Genomic DNA, 17,067 nt, shown 5'->3' with positions numbered 1-17,067 from the left:
TGCCGAACGATTCACTACCTTGTCCGGTCTTGCCTGTGCGACGACCGGAGCTTCCGACGCTCACCGCAATCGGGCACGGTAACAGCGTTGTCCCTGCGCCATCAACCGGCGACGCGGCGGCGCCCTTGTCGGCATCAGCGAAAACGGCCCTTCGGCCTCGGGCGCGTCCTGTTGTCCGCTGCTCGGGGTGTTTGACGGTCATTGCACCCCTGCGTAGGCTGGAACGGTTGCTTTCTCGCCCTCTGCTAGGGTGATGGGTGCTTGCTGTCCGCGGTCGCATCCCCGCTTTGCCGAGGTCCCGCTCCACCGGACAGCACCGATCGTGGGCCACCCTCGAGGTGGCCTGGACCACCACACGACCCCGGCGATCCCGTCGCGCGGGGCGCGTACGAAAACGGAGAGCCTGACGTGAGCAAGCGCACCTACCAGCCGAACAACCGCCGGCGCGCGAAGACCCACGGCTTCCGGCTGCGCATGCGCACCCGTGCCGGCCGTGCCATCCTCTCGAGCCGTCGCGCCAAGGGTCGCACCACCCTGTCGGCCTGAGCCGACCGGGCGGGTCCAGGGGACGTGGGCAATCGTGCTGGCCGCCGCGCAACGACTGCGGCACAGCACTGACTTCGCCGCAGCGGTTCGTGGTGGCCGACGTGCCGGACGTGGTGCCGTCGTGGTCCACCTGACCGTGCCGGCGACTGCCGACCCCAGCACACCGACCTCGCCGGAGCCGGTGCGGGACAACAGTGCGGAGCACTCATCCGTGCCGTCCCGCGCCGGCTTCGTCGTGTCCAAAGCCGTCGGCAACGCGGTGACCCGTAACCGGGTCCGGCGCCGACTGCGGGCACTGGTCCGGGAACGGTTGACCGCCCTGCCGGCCGGCAGCACCCTGGTCGTCCGGGCGCTCCCCGCAGCGGCCGAGGCGTCGTACCCTCGGCTCGCCACCGACCTGGACGCCGCCATCGCGGTCGCCCGGTCGCCCCGAGAACGGCGGTCCCGATGAGCGGCACCGACCAGACCAGCCCACGCCGGTTGACAACCGGTGCCAAGGTGCTGATTGCGCCTATCATCGCGTACCGTCGGTGGATAAGTCCGGCTCTGCCGGCCCGCTGTCGGTTCTACCCGTCGTGCAGTGCGTACGCCCAGGAGGCGGTCGTTCGGCACGGCGCGCTCCGGGGAGCCGTGCTGGCGGTCCGGCGGCTGTTGCGCTGCCACCCCTTTCACCCTGGTGGACATGACCCGGTTCCGGAGCCGGGCGGCCGCCGCCGTGCTGATGTGACTGGAGCCCCGAATTGAGTCTGAGTCTCGACTGGATCTACTACGCGATTTCGTGGATCCTGCTGACCTGGCACTCTGCCTGGGACGTCATCGGGGTACCGGTCGGCGCGGTGCTCGGCACCAACTTCGCCTGGATCCTGTCCATCGTCTTCCTGGTGGTCACCGTCCGGGTGATCCTGTTCCCGGTCTTCGTCAAGCAGATCAAGTCGCAGCGGGCGATGCAGGCGCTCCAGCCCAAGGTCAAGGAGCTTCAGGAGAAGCACAAGGGTGACCGGGAGACGCTCCAGAAAGAAATGATGGAGCTCTACAAGAAGGAGAAGGCCAACCCGCTGATGGGTTGCCTTCCGATGTTCCTTCAGATCCCGGTCTTCCTGGGCCTCTTCCACGTGCTGCGCCGGCTCGACCCGGACAAGCAGAACAAGACCCTCTACGGCTGGACCGTCGACCAGTTCCAGAGCGCATCGCAGGCGAAGCTGTTCACCGCCCCGATCGCCGGCAAGTTCGGTTCCACGGCCGACGAGTTGGCCAGCCTCGGCGCCAACGGCACCACCGTCAAGATCATCGCCGGCATTCTGGTCCTGATCATGATCGGCACCACCTACCTGACCAGCCGTCAGATGATCCTCAAGACCGGCTGGGCGGAAGACCCGCAGCAGCGGATGATCCAGCGGCTGATGCTCTACGGCATCCCCGCGTCGCTGCTGATCTCCGGTGCGATCTTCCCGATCGGCGTGATCATCTACTGGGTCACCAACAACCTCTTCACGCTTGGCCAGCAGCAGTGGGTGCTGCGGAAGTTCCCGCCGCCGGTGACCGCCAAGAAGGCCGTCGCCCCCGCCGCCACGCGTAACCCGGTGCAGCCCGCCAAGGCCGGTGGCCTGTTCGGTCGCGGCAAGTCGGCCCCGCCGGCACCGGTCAAGGCGACCGCGCCCAAGGTGGCCGGGCCGAAGCCGGGCGCCAAGCCGATGAACAACCCGAAGAAGAGCCGCCCCGCCAAGCGGCAGGGCTGATCCTGTAAGGGGGCCGTCGCCGGGTAACTGGCGGCGGCCCGTTCCGCAGCGTGCAGCCGCCGTACGGCCGGCGCCGGGCGGAACCGACCGCGCATCGCGTGGCCACGGGCGACACTGCCCGTACAGACGTGCCCGTGGGCACCGGTGACCTCCCGCCGGCCCCGGGAAACCAGTCGGACCCGACGGTCCGGCCGAGCGAGTACGGAGATGAGACCGTGACCGAGACCAGCATCCCCCGCGCCGAGCAGTCCCTGGACGAGGAGGAGACCGCGACGCTCGCTGTGGACGGCGACGACACCGAGGCCGACGACGGCGACGACGACACCGAGGCCAATGACACCGGTGCTGCCGCTGGCGGCCGGGTGAAGAAGGCGGTAGGCGAGGGCGACCTGTTCCGGCAGAGCGAGATCGCGGCTGACTACGTCGAAGGGCTGCTCGACATCCTCGACTACGACGGCGACATCGACGAGCTGGTCGCCGCCGGGCGCCCGATGGTCGAGGTGGTTGGCGAGCGGCTGCAGAATCTTGTCGGTCAGCGTGGGGCCACCCTGGAAGCCCTCCAGGAGCTGACCCGCCTCGCTGTCTTCCGGCAGACCGGGACGCCGAGCCGCCTGCTGCTCGACGTCGGCGGCTACCGGGCCAACCGCCGCAAGGAACTCGCCGCGGTCGCCAAGAACGCCGTCGAGAAGGTCAAGGAGTACGGCGAGCCGGTCCGGCTCGATGCGATGTCCGCGTTCGAGCGGAAGTGCGTGCACGACGTGGTCAACGCCATGTCTGGCGTGGAGAGCGAGTCCGAGGGTGTGGAGCCGAACCGGCGCATCGTCGTACGGCCGGCGGACTGACCGAGTGACCCACGACGACATCACGGCCGACGCCGTGACCGGCCCGGGCGGCACGCCGCCCGGGCCGTCCGCTGTCCGGCCCGTTACCGCTGACGCCGACTCGACTGGGCGCGACACCGCCCCGTCTCCAGAGGACGCGGCGCTGCCCCCCGAGCTGGCGCCAGCCGCACTGACCCTATTCGGCGATCGTCTCGATCTGGCCGCCGCGTACGCCGAGCTGCTGGCCACTGACGGCGTTGTCCGCGGTCTGATCGGTCCTCGGGAGGCACCCCGCATCTGGGACCGGCACCTGCTCAACTGTGCCGCCGTCGCGGAGCGGATTCCGTCCGGCGTGACTGTGCTCGACGTTGGCTCCGGTGCCGGTCTGCCGGGTCTGGTCCTGGCCATCGCCCGCCCCGACCTCACGGTGACCCTGATCGAGCCACTCGCCCGACGGACGTCGTTCCTGATCGAGGTCGTCGAGCAACTCGGTCTGGCGAAGTCGGTGCGGGTGTTCCGGGGTCGGGCAGACGAGGCGGCCACCGGGTCGAGCGGCCGGGAGCCGATCAGCGGAGACGTGGTGACCGCTCGCGCGGTCGCACCGCTGGATCGCCTTGCAGGCTGGAGTCTCCCCCTGGCCGTCCGCGGTGGCCGTCTGCTGGCACTGAAAGGCTCATCAGCCGCTGCCGAAATCGAGGAGCACGCCGAGGTGGTGGCGCGTCTCGGTGGCGGGGAACCGTCCGTGCACCTCTGCGGCGTCGGGGTGATCGATCCGCCCGCCACCGTCGTGGAGATCGTGCGCGAGCGGATGATCGGCCCTGCGCGCCCGGCGGCCAACAAGCGCTCGCGGGGCGGACGCCCCCGCCGACGCTGACACTTCGCGCCATCGGGCTTCCGGCCGGTGGGTTGCCTCGTTGTACCGGTACGGATGGACGAGGAGATGACAACCCGACGTGGACCGGCCGCGCCCGTCCGCCGTAGGCTGACCGCGCGTCGATAGTAAAGCGGGCGACGGACGTCGCGGGTCTCCGACCGCTCCCGAGGGCCGTACGCTCCGGGATGCGAGCGTGGGTGTGGCCAAGTTGACCGGGGCGCGGACCGACCATCCGAAGCGGGCAGGGATGACAGGTGCATGACGACGGCAGGTACGACGATCCACGCGTGACCGGGTCGACCAACGATCCCGTTTCACGTGAAACCGACTACCCGAACTGGTCGCCCGAGGCGACCGGGCCATCGACCCGCCCTGCGGACGCCGATCCGCCCACGCCGCGCGACGAAGCTGCGGTCTCGGGACAGCCGGAGGGATCAGCCACCCCGGAGCCGACGAGTGTTCGTCGGACGCCGGAGGGGTTGAGTCGCCCGGTCAACGCCGCCGAGGTGCGGTCGACCTCGGGCCGACGCAACACCGCCGCCGCGGTTCGCTTCGAGCCGGCGGTCCCGCACCAACCCACTGCGGCGGCTGTTCGGGACTCCGCGCCGGTGATCTCCGATGCACCGGTCGCTTCGACCGAGTCGTTGGCTGCCGTGGCGGCCGATCCCACGTACGTTTCACGTGAAACCCCGACGCGCGAAGAGGATGACCCACCGTTGGCTATGGAGGCGATGCGCGCCGTGCAGATCCTGAATCCCAGTGGCGAGGTGACCATGCCTCGTCCGGACCGGACCCGGGTCATGTGCGTCGCCAACCAGAAGGGCGGCGTGGGTAAGACCACGACCACCGTCAACCTTGCGGTGGCGCTCGCCCTGCACGGCAACCGGGTGCTGGTGGTGGACCTCGACCCGCAGGGCAATGCCTCGACCGGGCTCAACGTCCCCCACCACACCGGGATCCCGGACGTCTACGACTGCCTCATCAACAGCGTGCCGCTGGCCGAGGTGGCGCAGGCGGTCGAGGGCATCCCCAACCTCTGGTGCGTACCCGCGACCATCGACCTGGCCGGCGCGGAGATCGAGCTGGTGTCGGTGGTGGCGCGGGAGTCGCGCCTGGACCGGGCGATCGCCGCGTACCCGGGCGAGTTCGACTATGTCTTCATCGACTGCCCGCCCTCGCTCGGTCTGCTCACGGTCAACGCCCTGGTTGCCGCGCAAGAGGTGCTGATCCCGATCCAGTGCGAGTACTACGCCCTGGAAGGGCTCAACCAGCTGATCAACAACATCAACCTGGTGCGCCAACACCTCAACCCGAAGCTCGATGTCTCCACCATCCTGCTGACGATGTATGACCGCCGTACCCGGTTGGCCGACGCCGTCGAGCAGGATGTCCGGAACCACTTCGGCGACAAGGTTCTCCAGGCGGTCATCCCCCGCAACGTCCGGGTCTCCGAGGCGCCCAGCTACGGCCAGTCGGTGATGACCTACGATCCCGGATCGCGGGGGGCCACGAGCTACTTCGAAGCCGCCCAGGAGATCGCCGAGCGCGGCGTCAAGGAGCCGGTGGGCCGGAATGCGTAGTGCGGATGAGTCGCTGGGAGGCGTGGCATGAAGAACCGTCCTCGGGGTGGCCTGGGTAGGGGCCTGGGGGCGCTGATCCCGACCGGGCCGGTGCCGGGTGCCGCCGGCACCGTGACAGCCGAACCGGAGCACGAGAACGAGTACGTGGACGATGCGGGCCCCGCAGCCGTCTCCGCCGTCTCCGCCGGGGTGCCGGTCCACGAGCCGGAGCAGCCCGCGCTCACTCCGGTGCCCGGAGCTCGATTCGCTGAGATCCCGGTCGACGCGATCCTGCCCAACCCGAAGCAGCCCCGCCAGGTCTTCGATGAGGAGGCACTGGAGGAGCTCAAGACCTCGATCCAGGAGGTCGGCTTTCTTCAACCCATCGTCGTCCGGCAGCTCGACGACGAGAAGTACGAGCTGGTTATGGGCGAGCGGCGCTGGCGGGCCGCCCAGGCTGTGGGGCGGGAGAACATCCCGGCGATCATCCGGGACACCCGAGACGACGCCATGCTCCGCGACGCCCTCCTGGAGAACATCCACCGGGCCAACCTCAACCCTCTGGAAGAGGCCGCCGCCTACCAGCAGCTGCTGGAGGAGTTCGGGGCCACCCACGAGGAGTTGGCCCGCCGGATCGGCCGGAGCCGCCCGCAGATCTCCAACACGATCCGACTGCTGAACCTGCCGGCTCAGGTGCAGCGCCGGGTCGCTGCCGGGATCCTGTCGGCGGGCCACGCCCGCGCCCTGCTGAGCCTCGACGAGGCCGAGGCGCAGGAACAGTTGGCGTTGCGGATCGTGGCCGAGGGCCTGTCGGTTCGGGCGACCGAGGAGATCGTGGCCCTGGCACTGAACGACGGACCGGCCAAGGGTCAGGCCGCAAAGCGCCGGCCGAAGGCGCACGCGCCGGCCCTGACCGATCTCGCCGATCGGCTGTCCGACCGGTTCGACACCCGGGTGAAGGTGGACATCGGCCGGAGCAAGGGCAAGATCACGATCGAGTTCGCGACGGTCGACGACCTTGAGCGGATCGTCGGGATCATCGGAGTGCAACAGGAGGAGAGCGGGGACTGAGTCCGCCCTCTACCAACGGCCGCGCTACCCCCGAGGGGTGCGCGGCCGTTCTGCATCCGACCCGCCGTGTTTCACGTGAAACAGCGGAGCCGGTTCCGCCTTCGCTGCCGGATCCGCTTCGCTGTCTCGGGTCCGCTTCGCCGTCGGGTTCCGCTTCGCCGTCGGTCTCCGCTTCGCTGTTGGTCTCTGCGTCACCGGTCTCGGTGCGGCCGAGATACTCCGCCTCACCCAGCCCCGGTCCCTGTCGGCCGTTGCTCGCGATCCGCTCGCCCAACAGCGCACCGCTCCGGCCTGTTTCACGTGAAACGGAGGCCGCCGAGAGCCTGCGGAGCACTCGGGGTGCAGGAGGATGACCATGAGTGCCCTTGCGCGCCGCCCAGCGGCCCGCTGCCGGCTCGTGCGCCGCAGGGGGTAGTTGCGGTCGACTCGACCATCCTGAGGCCTTCTCGTTGCGCGTGAGCGCCAAACCGAGCCGCCCAATCGCCCGTCGCCTCTTCGTTGGCCGCCCACGGACTGCGATTCAAGGCTGAAGGCGCACGACCGATGGGGGCTGAGCAAAGCCCGACAGGCGACCGTCGCTGCGCCCGCATGCCTCGTACCGGCGCGGCGCGCTGCTCCGGCTAGCCCGACGGCGAGTGCGGCGGCCGGCGACCGCCGCTCCACGCGCACGCCTGACCGAGAGGGCTTCCGGGCCCACAACCCCCGAGGCGGAGCAGGACCGCGAGGAAGGCTAATCGTGCTGTCGGCGAGCCATGGTGGTGGCTCACCGGGGCGACACGCTCGTGGTGGATCTGAGCCCGGTGGTACCGGTGTTCCCGCAGACGTGTCAGCGGCTGGCGCCGGGCATGGACCGCACCCCCGTTGCGGCTAGGCAAGTGAGAGGTCGGCGGGGCCCTGTCCATCGGGGGCGCGGCGTCCACCGAGCTTTGCGACAGAGGACAAAGGCCCGGTTGCGCGACCGGAGTTGGTGAGACCCGTAACAGACGGAATGACGGACCGGCTGGGCAGCCTCGCGGGTCATCCCGCCGGACCGACGGTGGGTAGTCCCCGTTTGATGGTCCAGCGGTTCGCGGGCAACGACCGAGGGGCCAAAAAGTTATCCACACCCGTTGTCCACAGGCACCCCCCGTTTCACGTGAAACAGCGCGTGGGAGCGGGTGCGGGCCTGTGGATGACGGCCTGTGTTCAGGATCTCGGCAGCCTGTGGATATCGCTCCACGGCACAGTGGTGACGGGGCCCACTCGATCGACGAAGGGCGCTGATCCGGTAGGCCCGGACCGATCAAACAGGTAGGGACAGCGGTGCCAGACTCGGTTAGGGTCAGCGTCGTGCACGACACCCCTCCCTCAGTCCCGGACTTCACCCAGTGGCCGTCGTTCCCCTTCGAGGGGGACCTCCACGTGAAGCAACTCGATGATCCGGTCCCGGTCGAACCGCCCCGGAAGGGCGAGGGTCTCCGGGAATGCACCGCATGCAACGCACCCGACGACGCCTACATCTGGGTCGGAGAGCGGTGGCGGGTACGCGCCATGGACCGGCCTACCGGACTGCCCATGGTGCTCATCCTGGAATCGCGGACCCACCTCGACCTCGGTGACCTACCGAACCTGCTCGCTGCCGAGTTGGGGGTGATGACCGTTCGTCTGGAGCGGGCCATCCGGTCTCTCGACGGCGTGGCGCGGGTGCACGTCAACCGGTGGGGCGACGGCTCGGCTCACCTGCACATGTGGTTCCTCGCCCGGCCGTACGGGCGCCTTCAGCTGCGGGGCACTTTCCTGTCACTGTGGGATTCGATTCTGCCGCCGATCTCCGAGGCGCAGTGGCGGGAGAATCTGGCGCTCGTCGCCGCCTGGCTCGCCGAGTTTGGTGGCCGCCCCCTCGCCGAACCGCCGCGCATCCAGTGGCAGGCACCGTCGAGCCTGTTGGCCCAGTCCGCCGCCGCGGATGCCGCTGCCGCAGCGGAGGCGGCCGCGGCTGCCGCAGCGGCTGTCTCGGTCATCGAGGCGGCTGAGGAGATCCCGGAACCAGCGCTCGACTCCACTTCCGATGACGATCCGACCGACGGCGACACGGCGCCCTCAGTCGATCCCGTCGTCGTGGACACGGACCCCGATGCTGGCTCCACGGTCACCGTCACCGAGCCAGCGGGCAAGACAATCACGTCGGCATCCGCCGCCAACGTGGCGAGCGGCACTCCAACGTCCGGCACTCCAGCGTCCGCTGCCCCGGCCCCAGCATCGGCCGCCGACGCGGTGGAGCCGTCCACCAACGGACCCGCAGTCCGCCGCGGCCCAGCCGACGGCACCGCCAGCGAGGCCACCCCCGGTACCGCCGACGAGGCCACCGAACCGGCCGCCCAGGGCAGCGGCACCCCGGACACCACCGGCACCCCGAAGAGCGGCACCCCGGGCATCGGCACCGCCGGTGCGGCACCTGGCGCGACCTCACACACCAACGGGCTCGACGCACCTGACGTACGCACCACCAACTGATGCTGGACCGACCAGGAGATTGGCGACGGCGGCAACCCCGGGCCTGCGACGCCCGCGCCAACCTCATGGTCGCCCATGGGCAGCACCGCGCCCTGGTTGGTGAGTGGGTCAGCGAGTGGTGAGGCGGGCCGCCGCGCGGGCGACCAGGGTGCCGAGGAGTCGGCCGAAGTCCAGCCCGGCCGCCTGCGCGGCGAGCGGCAGCAGTGACGTCTCCGTCATGCCCGGCGAGACGTTGACCTCCAGCACGTGCGGCTGGCCGGCGGCGTCCACGATCACGTCGACGCGAGAGAGGTCCCGCAGACCGAGCGCGGTGTGCGCGGCCAGGGCGACGTCAGCGACCGCGGCATTCACCTCGGGGGCGAACCGAGCCGGAGCGTGCCAGGTGGTGCGTCCCGCCGTGTAGCGGGCGGCATAGTCGTACACGCCGTTGCGCGGCACGATCTCCACCGGCGGCAGCGCCTGCGGTCCGTCGCCGAGGTCCACCACCGAGACCGCCACGTCTATGCCGGGTACGTACCGTTCCACCAGAGCGGTCGAGTGGTACGCGAAGCAGCCGACCATCGCGGCCGGCATCGCCGCAGCCTCGCGGACCACCGCGCCACCCAGCCCTGACCCGCCCTGCGCCGGCTTGACCATCAGCGGGAGGCCCAGCCGGTCGACGATCCGGTCCAGCACGGCGACCGCGCCAAGCTCGGAGAAGCGATCGTGCGGTAGGGCCACCCAGTCCGGGGTGGGGATGCCGGCCTCGCGGAGCACCGCCTTGGCCGAGGGCTTGTCCCAGGCGACTCGGGAGGCTCTGGCGTCGCAGCCGACGTACGGGATGTCGCACAGGTCCAGCACTCCGCGCAGCGAGCCGTCCTCGCCGGTGGCCCCGTGCAGTGCGATCACCACGGCGTCCGGCGGATCGGCGGCCAGCGCCGGCAGCAGCGTCACGTCGGCGTCCCGCAGCTCGGCCTCCACCCCGATGGCACGCAGGGCGTCGAGCACCCGGCGACCGGAGCGCAGTGACACGTCCCGTTCGTAGGAGAGCCCACCCGCGAGCACTACAACGCGCAGGTCGGCCGAGACGGCGGGATCGGTCACGAGGAAGCGCTCGACGGCGGTCGTACCCATGCCGGCATCATGCCAAGTCGGGGCCTGGCACGTCGGAGCCGGCCCGGCCGCGTCGGCCGGTGGCGCCGCCCACGGCACCGAAGACCCGGCGCATGGCGATCTCCTGCTCCATCACACCGGCCAGCCGGCGGACGCCCTCGCGGATCCGCTCCGGCGGCGGGAAGCTGAAATTCAACCGCATGGTGCCGGTGCCGGTGCCGTCGGCGTAGAAACCGGTGCCGGGTACGTAGGCGACCCGGGCGGCGACCGCTCGCGGCATCATGGCCTTCGAGTCGAGCCCGTCCGGCAGGGTGGCCCACACGAAGAGACCGCCGGCCGGAGTGGTCCAGCTGGTGCCCTCGGGCATCAGGTCGGCCATCGCGTCGAGCAGGGCGTCCCGGCGTTCCCGGTAGACCTCGCGATAGACCTTGAGCTGCTGCCGCCAGGGCATGGTGCGCAGGTAGGTGGCCACCGCGGCCTGGGCGAAGCCGCTGGGGCAGAGGATCTGCGCCTCGCTGGCGATGACCAGCTTGTCGCGGACCGCGTGTGGCGCCAGGATCCAGCCGACCCGCAGCCCGGGCGCGAAGGTCTTGGAGAAGGTGCTGAGGTAGAAGACCCCGTCCCGGCGGCGGGCCCGCAGGGGAGCCGGCGCCTCACCCTCGAAGCCCAGCTGACCGTACGGGTCGTCCTCGACGACGAGCAGGCCGGCGCGCTCACAGATGTCGAGCACCCGTTCCCGGCGCTCCTCGCTGAGCGTCACGCCGGTCGGGTTCTGGTAGGTGGGGATCGTGTAGAGGAACTTCACCCGCCGGCCCGCGCGGGCAAGGTCGGCGATGGCCGTCTCCAGCGCCTCCGGGATCAGGCCGTCCGCATCCATCGGTACGTGCACAACCTGTGCCTGGGCGGCCTGGAACACTCCTAGCGCACCGACGTACGTCGGCCCCTCGGCGAGCACCACGTCACCCGGGTCGAGGAAGAGTCGGGCCACCAGGTCCAGTGCCTGCTGCCCGCCCACGGTGACCACGACGTCCTCCGGGGAAGCGCCGCACGCGGCGTCGATCCCGGAGAGCGACATCACCTCACAGATCCGTTCGCGCAGCTCGAGGGTGCCCTGACCGATGCCGTACTGAAGGGTGGTCTCGCCGTGCTCGGAGCCGAGCCGGCCGAGCATCTCACCGACCGCGTCCAGGGGCAGGGCGGCGATGTACGGTGCGCCGCCAGCGAGCGAGACGACCTCCGGGCGGCTGGCCACCGCGAACAATGCTCGAATCTCGGAGGCGGTCATCCCGCGTACCCGCCGGGCGTACCGGTCGGTGTAGTCGTCGAGAGTCGTGCCGGTCATGACCTCACCTCGATTGCTGCTCGGGTGGCTCCCGCCCGGGTACCCCAGACACCGGTGACCATGGCGGCGGGGACACCAAATGTCGATCCTAGTCCGGCAGAGCCGCGCTGCCGGAGTGCTGAGACGGATCGACCACATGGCGGACCGTCACCGGCGTGCCCCCGTGTGGTGGGCATCTGCGCGTCCCCTCCCGTACCGCCGATTGGCGGCGTACGATCGCTCGTCGGGGGCAGGAAGGCGGCGCTGTCGTTCCATGCCGGTCTCACCACCGAGCCTATTGTGGGGATGCGTCAATGTCGCGACGTCTGGTCAGCCTGACCCTCGACACGTTGGAAGACGTTCCTCGCCCGTGCCGGCAATGCGTCTACTGGGAGCTCGATCCGGTCTCCGCGGACCGGGCCTGCGCCGCCGGGGATCCGGGCCTGGAGAAAGAGGCGTGGGTCTCCCAGACGCTGCTGGAGTGGGGCTCCTGCGGCAAGCTCGCCTACGTCGACGGCATGCCGGCGGGCTTCGTGATGTACGCCCCGCCCGCCTACGTACCCCGCTCGATGGCGTTCCCGACCTCGCCGGTCTCCGCTGACGCGGTACTACTGATGACCGCCAACGTGGTCGCCGCCTTCGCCGGTGGCGGGTTGGGTCGGATGCTGGTGCAGGGCGTCGCCCGTGACCTGACCAAGCGGGGGATCAAGGCCATCGAGGCGTTCGGCGACGCGAAGTTCGGCGACGCGGACGACCCTGCGGGTGGCTGCGTGGCACCCGTCGATTTCTTCCTGTCAGTGGGGTTCAAGACCGTACGTCCGCATCCGCGCTTCCCCCGGCTGCGCCTGGAGCTGCGTACGGCGCTGAGCTGGAAGTCCGACGTCGAGTACGCGCTGGAGAAGCTGCTGGGCTCGATGAGCCCGGAGACCCTGCTCCGCCCGGTTCGTCCCGCCCCGGCTACCCACGCCGCCAACGGCTGACCGCTGGGCCAGCGGCGAATCAGTCGACCACCGTGCCGGCGGTCACGACGGCCCGCAGTTCGCTGACGTCCAGCGAACCGGTCGGAACGTCCCGTTCGATCGGGTAGTACATCCGTTGCACCGCTGCCACGATCGCCTCCACCACACGGTCCCGGAACCGGGGGTCGACCAGTTGGGCGCGGTCCGTGGGCGAGGTGAGGTAGCCGACCTCGACCCGGACGGCGGGCATCCGCGTCAGTCGCAGCAGGTCCCATGTCTTGGCGTGGGTACGGCAGTCCCGCAGCCCGGTCCGGGCGACGATCTCCCGCTGCACCAACCCGGCCAGGCGCTCACCGGTCGCCGAGGTCACCCCGTTGTCGGTGCCGTAGTGGTAGGTCGCGACGCCCTCCGCATCCGGGTTGGCGTGGCCGTCCAGGTGCAGCGAGATGAACACGTCGGCACCCAGCGAGTTGGCCAGCAGGGCCCGGTCGGTGTCCGGCAGGCAACTGTCGGGCGCCGGGCCCCGGGTGAGCTGCACCCGCACCCCGGTCGCGGCGAGTCGCCCCTCCAGGCGGCTGGCCAGGTCGTGCATCAGGTCCGCCTCGGTCCAGCGCAGCGACCCGTCGGGCACCACCATCCCGGGGTCGGTGCCCCCGTGCCCCGGGTCGATGACCACCGTCTTGCCGACCAGCGCCGGCCCGGACTGCCGGATCGCGTCAGACTCGCGGAGCCACTGCGGGCGGCCACCGACCACCTTGCGGCCGATCCGACGGAGCGCGTTCATCGTGTGTGGGCCGCAGGAGCCGTCGGGGGTGAGCCCGACCTCGCGCTGGAACTGGGCCACCGCCCGGGACGTCCGGATGCCGTAGATGGCGTCCGCCCGGCCCACGTCGTACCCCATCTCCAGTAGTCGCTCCTGCAGTGACCGGACATCCTCGCCGGTGAGCGGCTCGGGGACCGCGTGGTAGAGGGTGCGGGCGCCGAGCCGCCAGCGGGCGGCGTCCAGGGCGCGCCAGGTCTCCGCCCCGACCCGGCCGTCCACGCTCAGCCCACGAGACTGCTGGAAGGCGCGGACCGCCCGCTCGGTGTCGAGGTCGAACTCGTCGTGCGGTCCGGTGCTGAGCAGGTCGAGGCCGATCAGGATGGTACGGATCTCCGTGACGGCGGGTCCCCGGTCACCGGGTCGGATCGGACGCACGCACGACCCCCTCTGCACGACGCTCGCTGGCCGGGCGGCCCAGGCTTGAGGCTATGCGTTCCGGGGCGGCGAGGTGGCTCGGGCCGGGAAAAACGTCGACGGTACGGCCGGGACGACAACGAACCCCGCACCCGACGATCGGGTACGGGGTTCGGTTGACGTTTCTGCTGGTCAGAGAGCCGATTCGATGAGCCGCACCAGCTCACCCTTCGGCTTGGCACCGGCGATCGACTGCACCGGCTGGCCATTCTTGAAGACGGTGAGCGTCGGCACCGACATCACCCGGTAGGCCCGGGCGGTCTCGGGGTTCTCGTCGATGTTGAGTTTGACGATGGTGACCTGGTCACCCATCTCGCCGGCGATCTCCTCGAGCAGCGGCGACACCTTGCGGCACGGCCCGCACCACTCGGCCCAGAAGTCCACCAGAACCGGCTTGTCGGCCTGCAGCACGTCGACGATGAAACTCGCGTCCGTGACCGCCTTGGTCTTTCCCACTATGCCCCTCCTCCGGGATGTGTTGCGTTGCTTCAGCTGAGCGTCGCGATGAACCGTTCGGCGTCGAGCGCGGCGGCACAGCCGGTGCCGGCCGCGGTGATCGCCTGACGGTAGGTGTGGTCGACCAGGTCGCCGGCCGCGAAGACGCCGGGCACGTTGGTGTGGGTGCCGGGGGCCTGGACCTTGACGTAGCCCTCGTCGTCCATCTCGACCTGGTCACGGAAGAGCTCGCTGCGGGGGTCGTGGCCGATGGCCACGAAGACGCCGGTCACGTCCAGCACCTTGGTCTCGCCGGTGTGCACGTTGCGAACCCGTACGCCGGTGACCTTGCCGTCGTCGCCGAGGATCTCCTCGACGGCGCTGTTCCACTCGACCTTGATCTTCTCGTTGCTCAACGCCCGCTCAGCCATGATCTTGCTGGCCCGGAACGAGTCGCGGCGGTGGATGATCGTGACCGACTCGGCGAAGCGGGTGAGGAAGCTGGCCTCCTCCATCGCCGAGTCGCCGCCACCGACGACCACGATGTGGTGGTTGCGGAAGAAGAAGCCGTCACAGGTGGCACACGAGGAGACGCCGTGGCCAAGGTATTCCTGCTCGCCGGGCACGCCCAGCGGACGCCAGGCCGAACCGGTGGAGAGGATGACGGATCGGGCCCGGTAGGCGGTCTCGCCGACCCAGACGGTGCTCACCGCGCCGGAGCCGGCGTCGCCGGTGTCCACCAGCTCGACCCGGGTCACGTCGTCGGTGAGGAACTCGGCGCCGAACCGCTCGGCCTGCTTGCGCATGTTGTCCATCAGCTCAGGGCCGAGGATGCCGTCAGCGAAGCCGGGGAAGTTTTCCACCTCGGTCGTGGTCATCAGCGCGCCACCGGACTGCACGCCCTCGATGATCAGGGGCTTCAGGTTGGCGCGTGCGGCGTACACCGCCGCCGTGTAGCCGGCCGGCCCCGAGCCGATGATGATCAGGTTGCGGACCTCGTCCACTGCCGTCTCCCGAGTTGTGTGTGTTCGGCGTCGGCGCGAGCACCGATGCTGATCCGAGTTGCCGACGCCTGGGTGGGGTCGACAGCTGACTTCCAGAACGTCATCGTACGAACTGGAGATTCCCGAGCCGGGCATCCGGTGGGTCAGGTCACGTGGACGGTCATCGTGCCGTTGACCGTGGATTCACCCTACCCGCGCTGAATACCGGCTGTCCGAGCCGGACCCGGGCACTCCGCACTCCGGGCCGCTCACCCAGGCCCACCGGGCCCCGGTTGCGTCGGTGAAACGGATGACCAGCGCCTGCTCTCCCTGGAACCGCGCGTATTCCAGCACCTCGACCACCAGCGGGGCGGATCCGTGCTCCGCCGCCACGTCGGCCAGGCACGTGGACAGCGCGGCCTCGTCGGTCAGCCGAGCCAGTTGGTCCAGCACGCCGGCCGTCGGACGTCGATCCCCCTCGGCGTCCACCCCAGGCTGCGTGTCGGGTGTTTTGCTGGCCGCTCGGCTGGGGGTCGGGATGCTCTGCGCGTCACTGCTCGGCGCGTCGCCGAGGGTCTGCGGCGTGTAGTCCGTACCGGTGCGCAGTGCCGGTCCGGTGGTGCGGACCGCCCCGGCCGCCGCGGCGCCCTCGGGTGCGCTGACCGGGTGGTCCAGGGCGCCGACGACGCCGGCGTCGTCCGAAGCGCTCATCGACAGCTGGTTGAGGCCCAGCGCGACCGCGACGACGGCGATCGCGGCGGCGGCCACCGGTGCGCCGCGGCGGGCCCAGCCGCCCCGGCGGCGACCCGGGCCGGTGGGCGCCCCGCGCCCGGACCCGGTCGGTGTCGGGCTGGCCGGCCGTCGACCGGCCCCGCCCTGCACCGGTACGACCAGTGGCGTCGCGGCGGCCGTGTCCTCGTCGACCGGGGTGCCGGTCTGCACCGGCTCCGCAGCGGCCAACGCGGCGGAGAGGCGATCGGCGATCTCCGGCGGCATCTCCGGCGGCGGCTCAGCCCAGCGGGCCAGGTCGTTATTGACCTGCGTCAGCGCGGAGGCCAGCAGCGTGTACGCCTCGGCCCAGGCCGGGTCCGCGGACACCAGCTGGGCGACCTCGTCCTGCTGCGGGGTGCCGTCCAACGCCCCGCCGAGGTAGTCAGCGAGAAGGTCGTCGTCGACCTCCCGGAACCCCTCGGTCGTCACGTGTCCTCCTGGTTGGCGTCCCGCCGATACCGGCCCGACCCCGATCCGACGCCCTCCGCTGGACTCGGGTTCCCCAGCGTGACGCCCGGCACGTCCCTGATCGGCCCGGCCGGGGCCGGCCGGACCGAGGGCGTTGCGGCGACGGCCGGGCGAAGGTGCCCGAGCATCACCGCCAGCCGGGCCCGGCCCCGGGCGCACCGGCTCTTCACCGTTCCCTCGGCAACACCGAGGATGCGGGCGACCTCGACGACCGGGTAGCCCTGCACGTCTACCAGCACCAGCGCGGCGCGTTGCTCGAAGGGCAGCGCGGCGAGCGCTTCGCGGACCACCAGCGCGGTGTCGTGGTCCTCCGCCGGTGCGGCCGGCTCCACCCCGCCGACGCCCGATCGGTCCTCCGCACGGTTTCCATCCGGGAGCGGCACGGTCGGGTGCGCCTGCCGGCGACGGATCCGGTCCAGGCAGGCGTTCACCACGATGCGGTGCAGCCAGGTGGTGACGGCGGAGTCACCTCGGAACCGGGCCGCCGCCCGGTGCGCGGAGAGCAGCGCGTCCTGGAGTGCGTCGGCGGCGTCCTCGCGGTCGCCCAGCGTACGCAGGGCCACCGCCCAGAGCCGGTCGCGGTGCCGATGGAACAGCTCGGCGAAGGCGTGTGGGTCGCCATCGACGTGGGCACGCAGCAGCTCGAGATCCGTAGCGGCGGCGTGCCCGTCCATCACCACGTCCTGCGGATGTGGTGCCCC

General features: G+C 70.6%; 17 protein-coding genes. 10 read left to right on the top strand and 7 right to left on the bottom strand.

Annotated features, from left to right (window positions below):
* Nucleotides 1–408: 408 nt before the first annotated feature.
* The 9 genes from rpmH (at nt 409) to PCA76_RS32565 (ending at nt 9,100) form a co-directional block, all read left to right on the top strand.
* Nucleotides 409–546 carry a 50S ribosomal protein L34 gene (gene rpmH / locus PCA76_RS32605; RefSeq protein ID WP_007453904.1) on the top strand — a complete coding sequence of 46 codons (138 nt, stop codon included), beginning with the start codon at nt 409–411 and terminating at the stop codon, nt 544–546.
* A 34-nt stretch (nt 547–580) separates the two neighbouring features.
* Nucleotides 581–997, top strand: coding sequence for a ribonuclease P protein component (gene rnpA / locus PCA76_RS32600; RefSeq protein ID WP_272614381.1), 417 nt, complete (start codon nt 581–583; stop codon nt 995–997).
* Nucleotides 994–1,290, top strand: a complete 297-nt coding sequence (yidD, locus tag PCA76_RS32595; RefSeq protein ID WP_272614379.1) for a membrane protein insertion efficiency factor YidD — start codon at nt 994–996, stop codon at nt 1,288–1,290. Before rnpA ends, yidD begins: the two co-directional genes overlap by 4 nt.
* Nucleotides 1,291–1,292: 2 nt before the next feature.
* Nucleotides 1,293–2,282, top strand: a complete 990-nt coding sequence (yidC, locus tag PCA76_RS32590; protein ID WP_272619802.1) for a membrane protein insertase YidC — start codon at nt 1,293–1,295, stop codon at nt 2,280–2,282.
* Nucleotides 2,283–2,497: 215 nt separating this feature from the next.
* Nucleotides 2,498–3,124, top strand: a complete 627-nt coding sequence (locus PCA76_RS32585) for a Jag family protein (protein ID WP_272614378.1) — start codon at nt 2,498–2,500, stop codon at nt 3,122–3,124.
* A gap of 142 nt (nt 3,125–3,266) precedes the next feature.
* Nucleotides 3,267–3,977 carry a 16S rRNA (guanine(527)-N(7))-methyltransferase RsmG gene (rsmG, locus tag PCA76_RS32580; RefSeq protein WP_336298087.1) on the top strand — a complete coding sequence of 237 codons (711 nt, stop codon included), beginning with the start codon at nt 3,267–3,269 and terminating at the stop codon, nt 3,975–3,977.
* 608 nt (nt 3,978–4,585) lie between these two features.
* Nucleotides 4,586–5,557 carry a ParA family protein gene (locus PCA76_RS32575; RefSeq protein ID WP_442930292.1) on the top strand — a complete coding sequence of 324 codons (972 nt, stop codon included), beginning with the start codon at nt 4,586–4,588 and terminating at the stop codon, nt 5,555–5,557.
* A gap of 27 nt (nt 5,558–5,584) precedes the next feature.
* On the top strand, nt 5,585–6,607 hold the full coding sequence (locus PCA76_RS32570; RefSeq protein WP_272614376.1) for a ParB/RepB/Spo0J family partition protein: 1,023 nt from the start codon (nt 5,585–5,587) through the stop codon (nt 6,605–6,607).
* 1,554 nt (nt 6,608–8,161) lie between these two features.
* Nucleotides 8,162–9,100 (top strand): hypothetical protein, encoded by a 939-nt coding sequence (locus PCA76_RS32565; protein WP_442930291.1) that lies wholly within the window; start codon nt 8,162–8,164, stop codon nt 9,098–9,100.
* A gap of 108 nt (nt 9,101–9,208) precedes the next feature.
* Here the strand turns inward: PCA76_RS32565 and PCA76_RS32560 are convergent, their stop codons facing one another.
* A complete protein-coding gene (locus PCA76_RS32560; RefSeq protein WP_272614374.1) occupies nt 9,209–10,213 on the bottom strand; it encodes a D-alanine--D-alanine ligase family protein in 1,005 nt (334 codons plus the stop codon).
* Between the two features lie 7 nt (nt 10,214–10,220).
* Entirely contained in the window at nt 10,221–11,534 is a 1,314-nt protein-coding gene (locus PCA76_RS32555) for an aminotransferase-like domain-containing protein (protein ID WP_272614373.1), read from the bottom strand.
* A 293-nt stretch (nt 11,535–11,827) separates the two neighbouring features.
* On the opposite strand from PCA76_RS32555, the gene PCA76_RS32550 reads away from it, so the two are divergent.
* Nucleotides 11,828–12,493, top strand: a complete 666-nt coding sequence (locus tag PCA76_RS32550; RefSeq protein ID WP_272614372.1) for a GNAT family N-acetyltransferase — start codon at nt 11,828–11,830, stop codon at nt 12,491–12,493.
* A 19-nt stretch (nt 12,494–12,512) separates the two neighbouring features.
* Here the strand turns inward: PCA76_RS32550 and PCA76_RS32545 are convergent, their stop codons facing one another.
* From PCA76_RS32545 to sigM, 5 genes are all read right to left on the bottom strand, one after another.
* Nucleotides 12,513–13,670 carry an N-acetylmuramoyl-L-alanine amidase gene (locus tag PCA76_RS32545; protein WP_272614371.1) on the bottom strand — a complete coding sequence of 386 codons (1,158 nt, stop codon included), beginning with the start codon at nt 13,668–13,670 and terminating at the stop codon, nt 12,513–12,515.
* A 171-nt stretch (nt 13,671–13,841) separates the two neighbouring features.
* On the bottom strand, nt 13,842–14,165 hold the full coding sequence (gene trxA, locus PCA76_RS32540; protein ID WP_272614370.1) for a thioredoxin: 324 nt from the start codon (nt 14,163–14,165) through the stop codon (nt 13,842–13,844).
* A 32-nt stretch (nt 14,166–14,197) separates the two neighbouring features.
* The gene (trxB, locus tag PCA76_RS32535; protein ID WP_272614369.1) at nt 14,198–15,148 is read right to left on the bottom strand and encodes a thioredoxin-disulfide reductase; all 951 of its coding nucleotides are present in this window, start codon (nt 15,146–15,148) and stop codon (nt 14,198–14,200) included.
* A 183-nt stretch (nt 15,149–15,331) separates the two neighbouring features.
* On the bottom strand, nt 15,332–16,327 hold the full coding sequence (locus tag PCA76_RS32530; RefSeq protein WP_272614368.1) for a hypothetical protein: 996 nt from the start codon (nt 16,325–16,327) through the stop codon (nt 15,332–15,334).
* The gene (gene sigM / locus PCA76_RS32525; RefSeq protein WP_272614367.1) at nt 16,324–17,040 is read right to left on the bottom strand and encodes an RNA polymerase sigma factor SigM; all 717 of its coding nucleotides are present in this window, start codon (nt 17,038–17,040) and stop codon (nt 16,324–16,326) included. The genes PCA76_RS32530 and sigM overlap by 4 nt, the downstream gene beginning before the upstream one ends.
* Between the last annotated feature and the right edge of the window lie 27 nt (nt 17,041–17,067).

The sequence above is a fragment of the Micromonospora sp. LH3U1 genome (assembly GCF_028475105.1).
Taxonomy (GTDB): Bacteria; Actinomycetota; Actinomycetes; order Mycobacteriales; family Micromonosporaceae; genus Micromonospora.
Note: the sequence above shows the minus strand (reverse complement) of the source record. Positions and strands in the feature narration are given on the sequence as shown.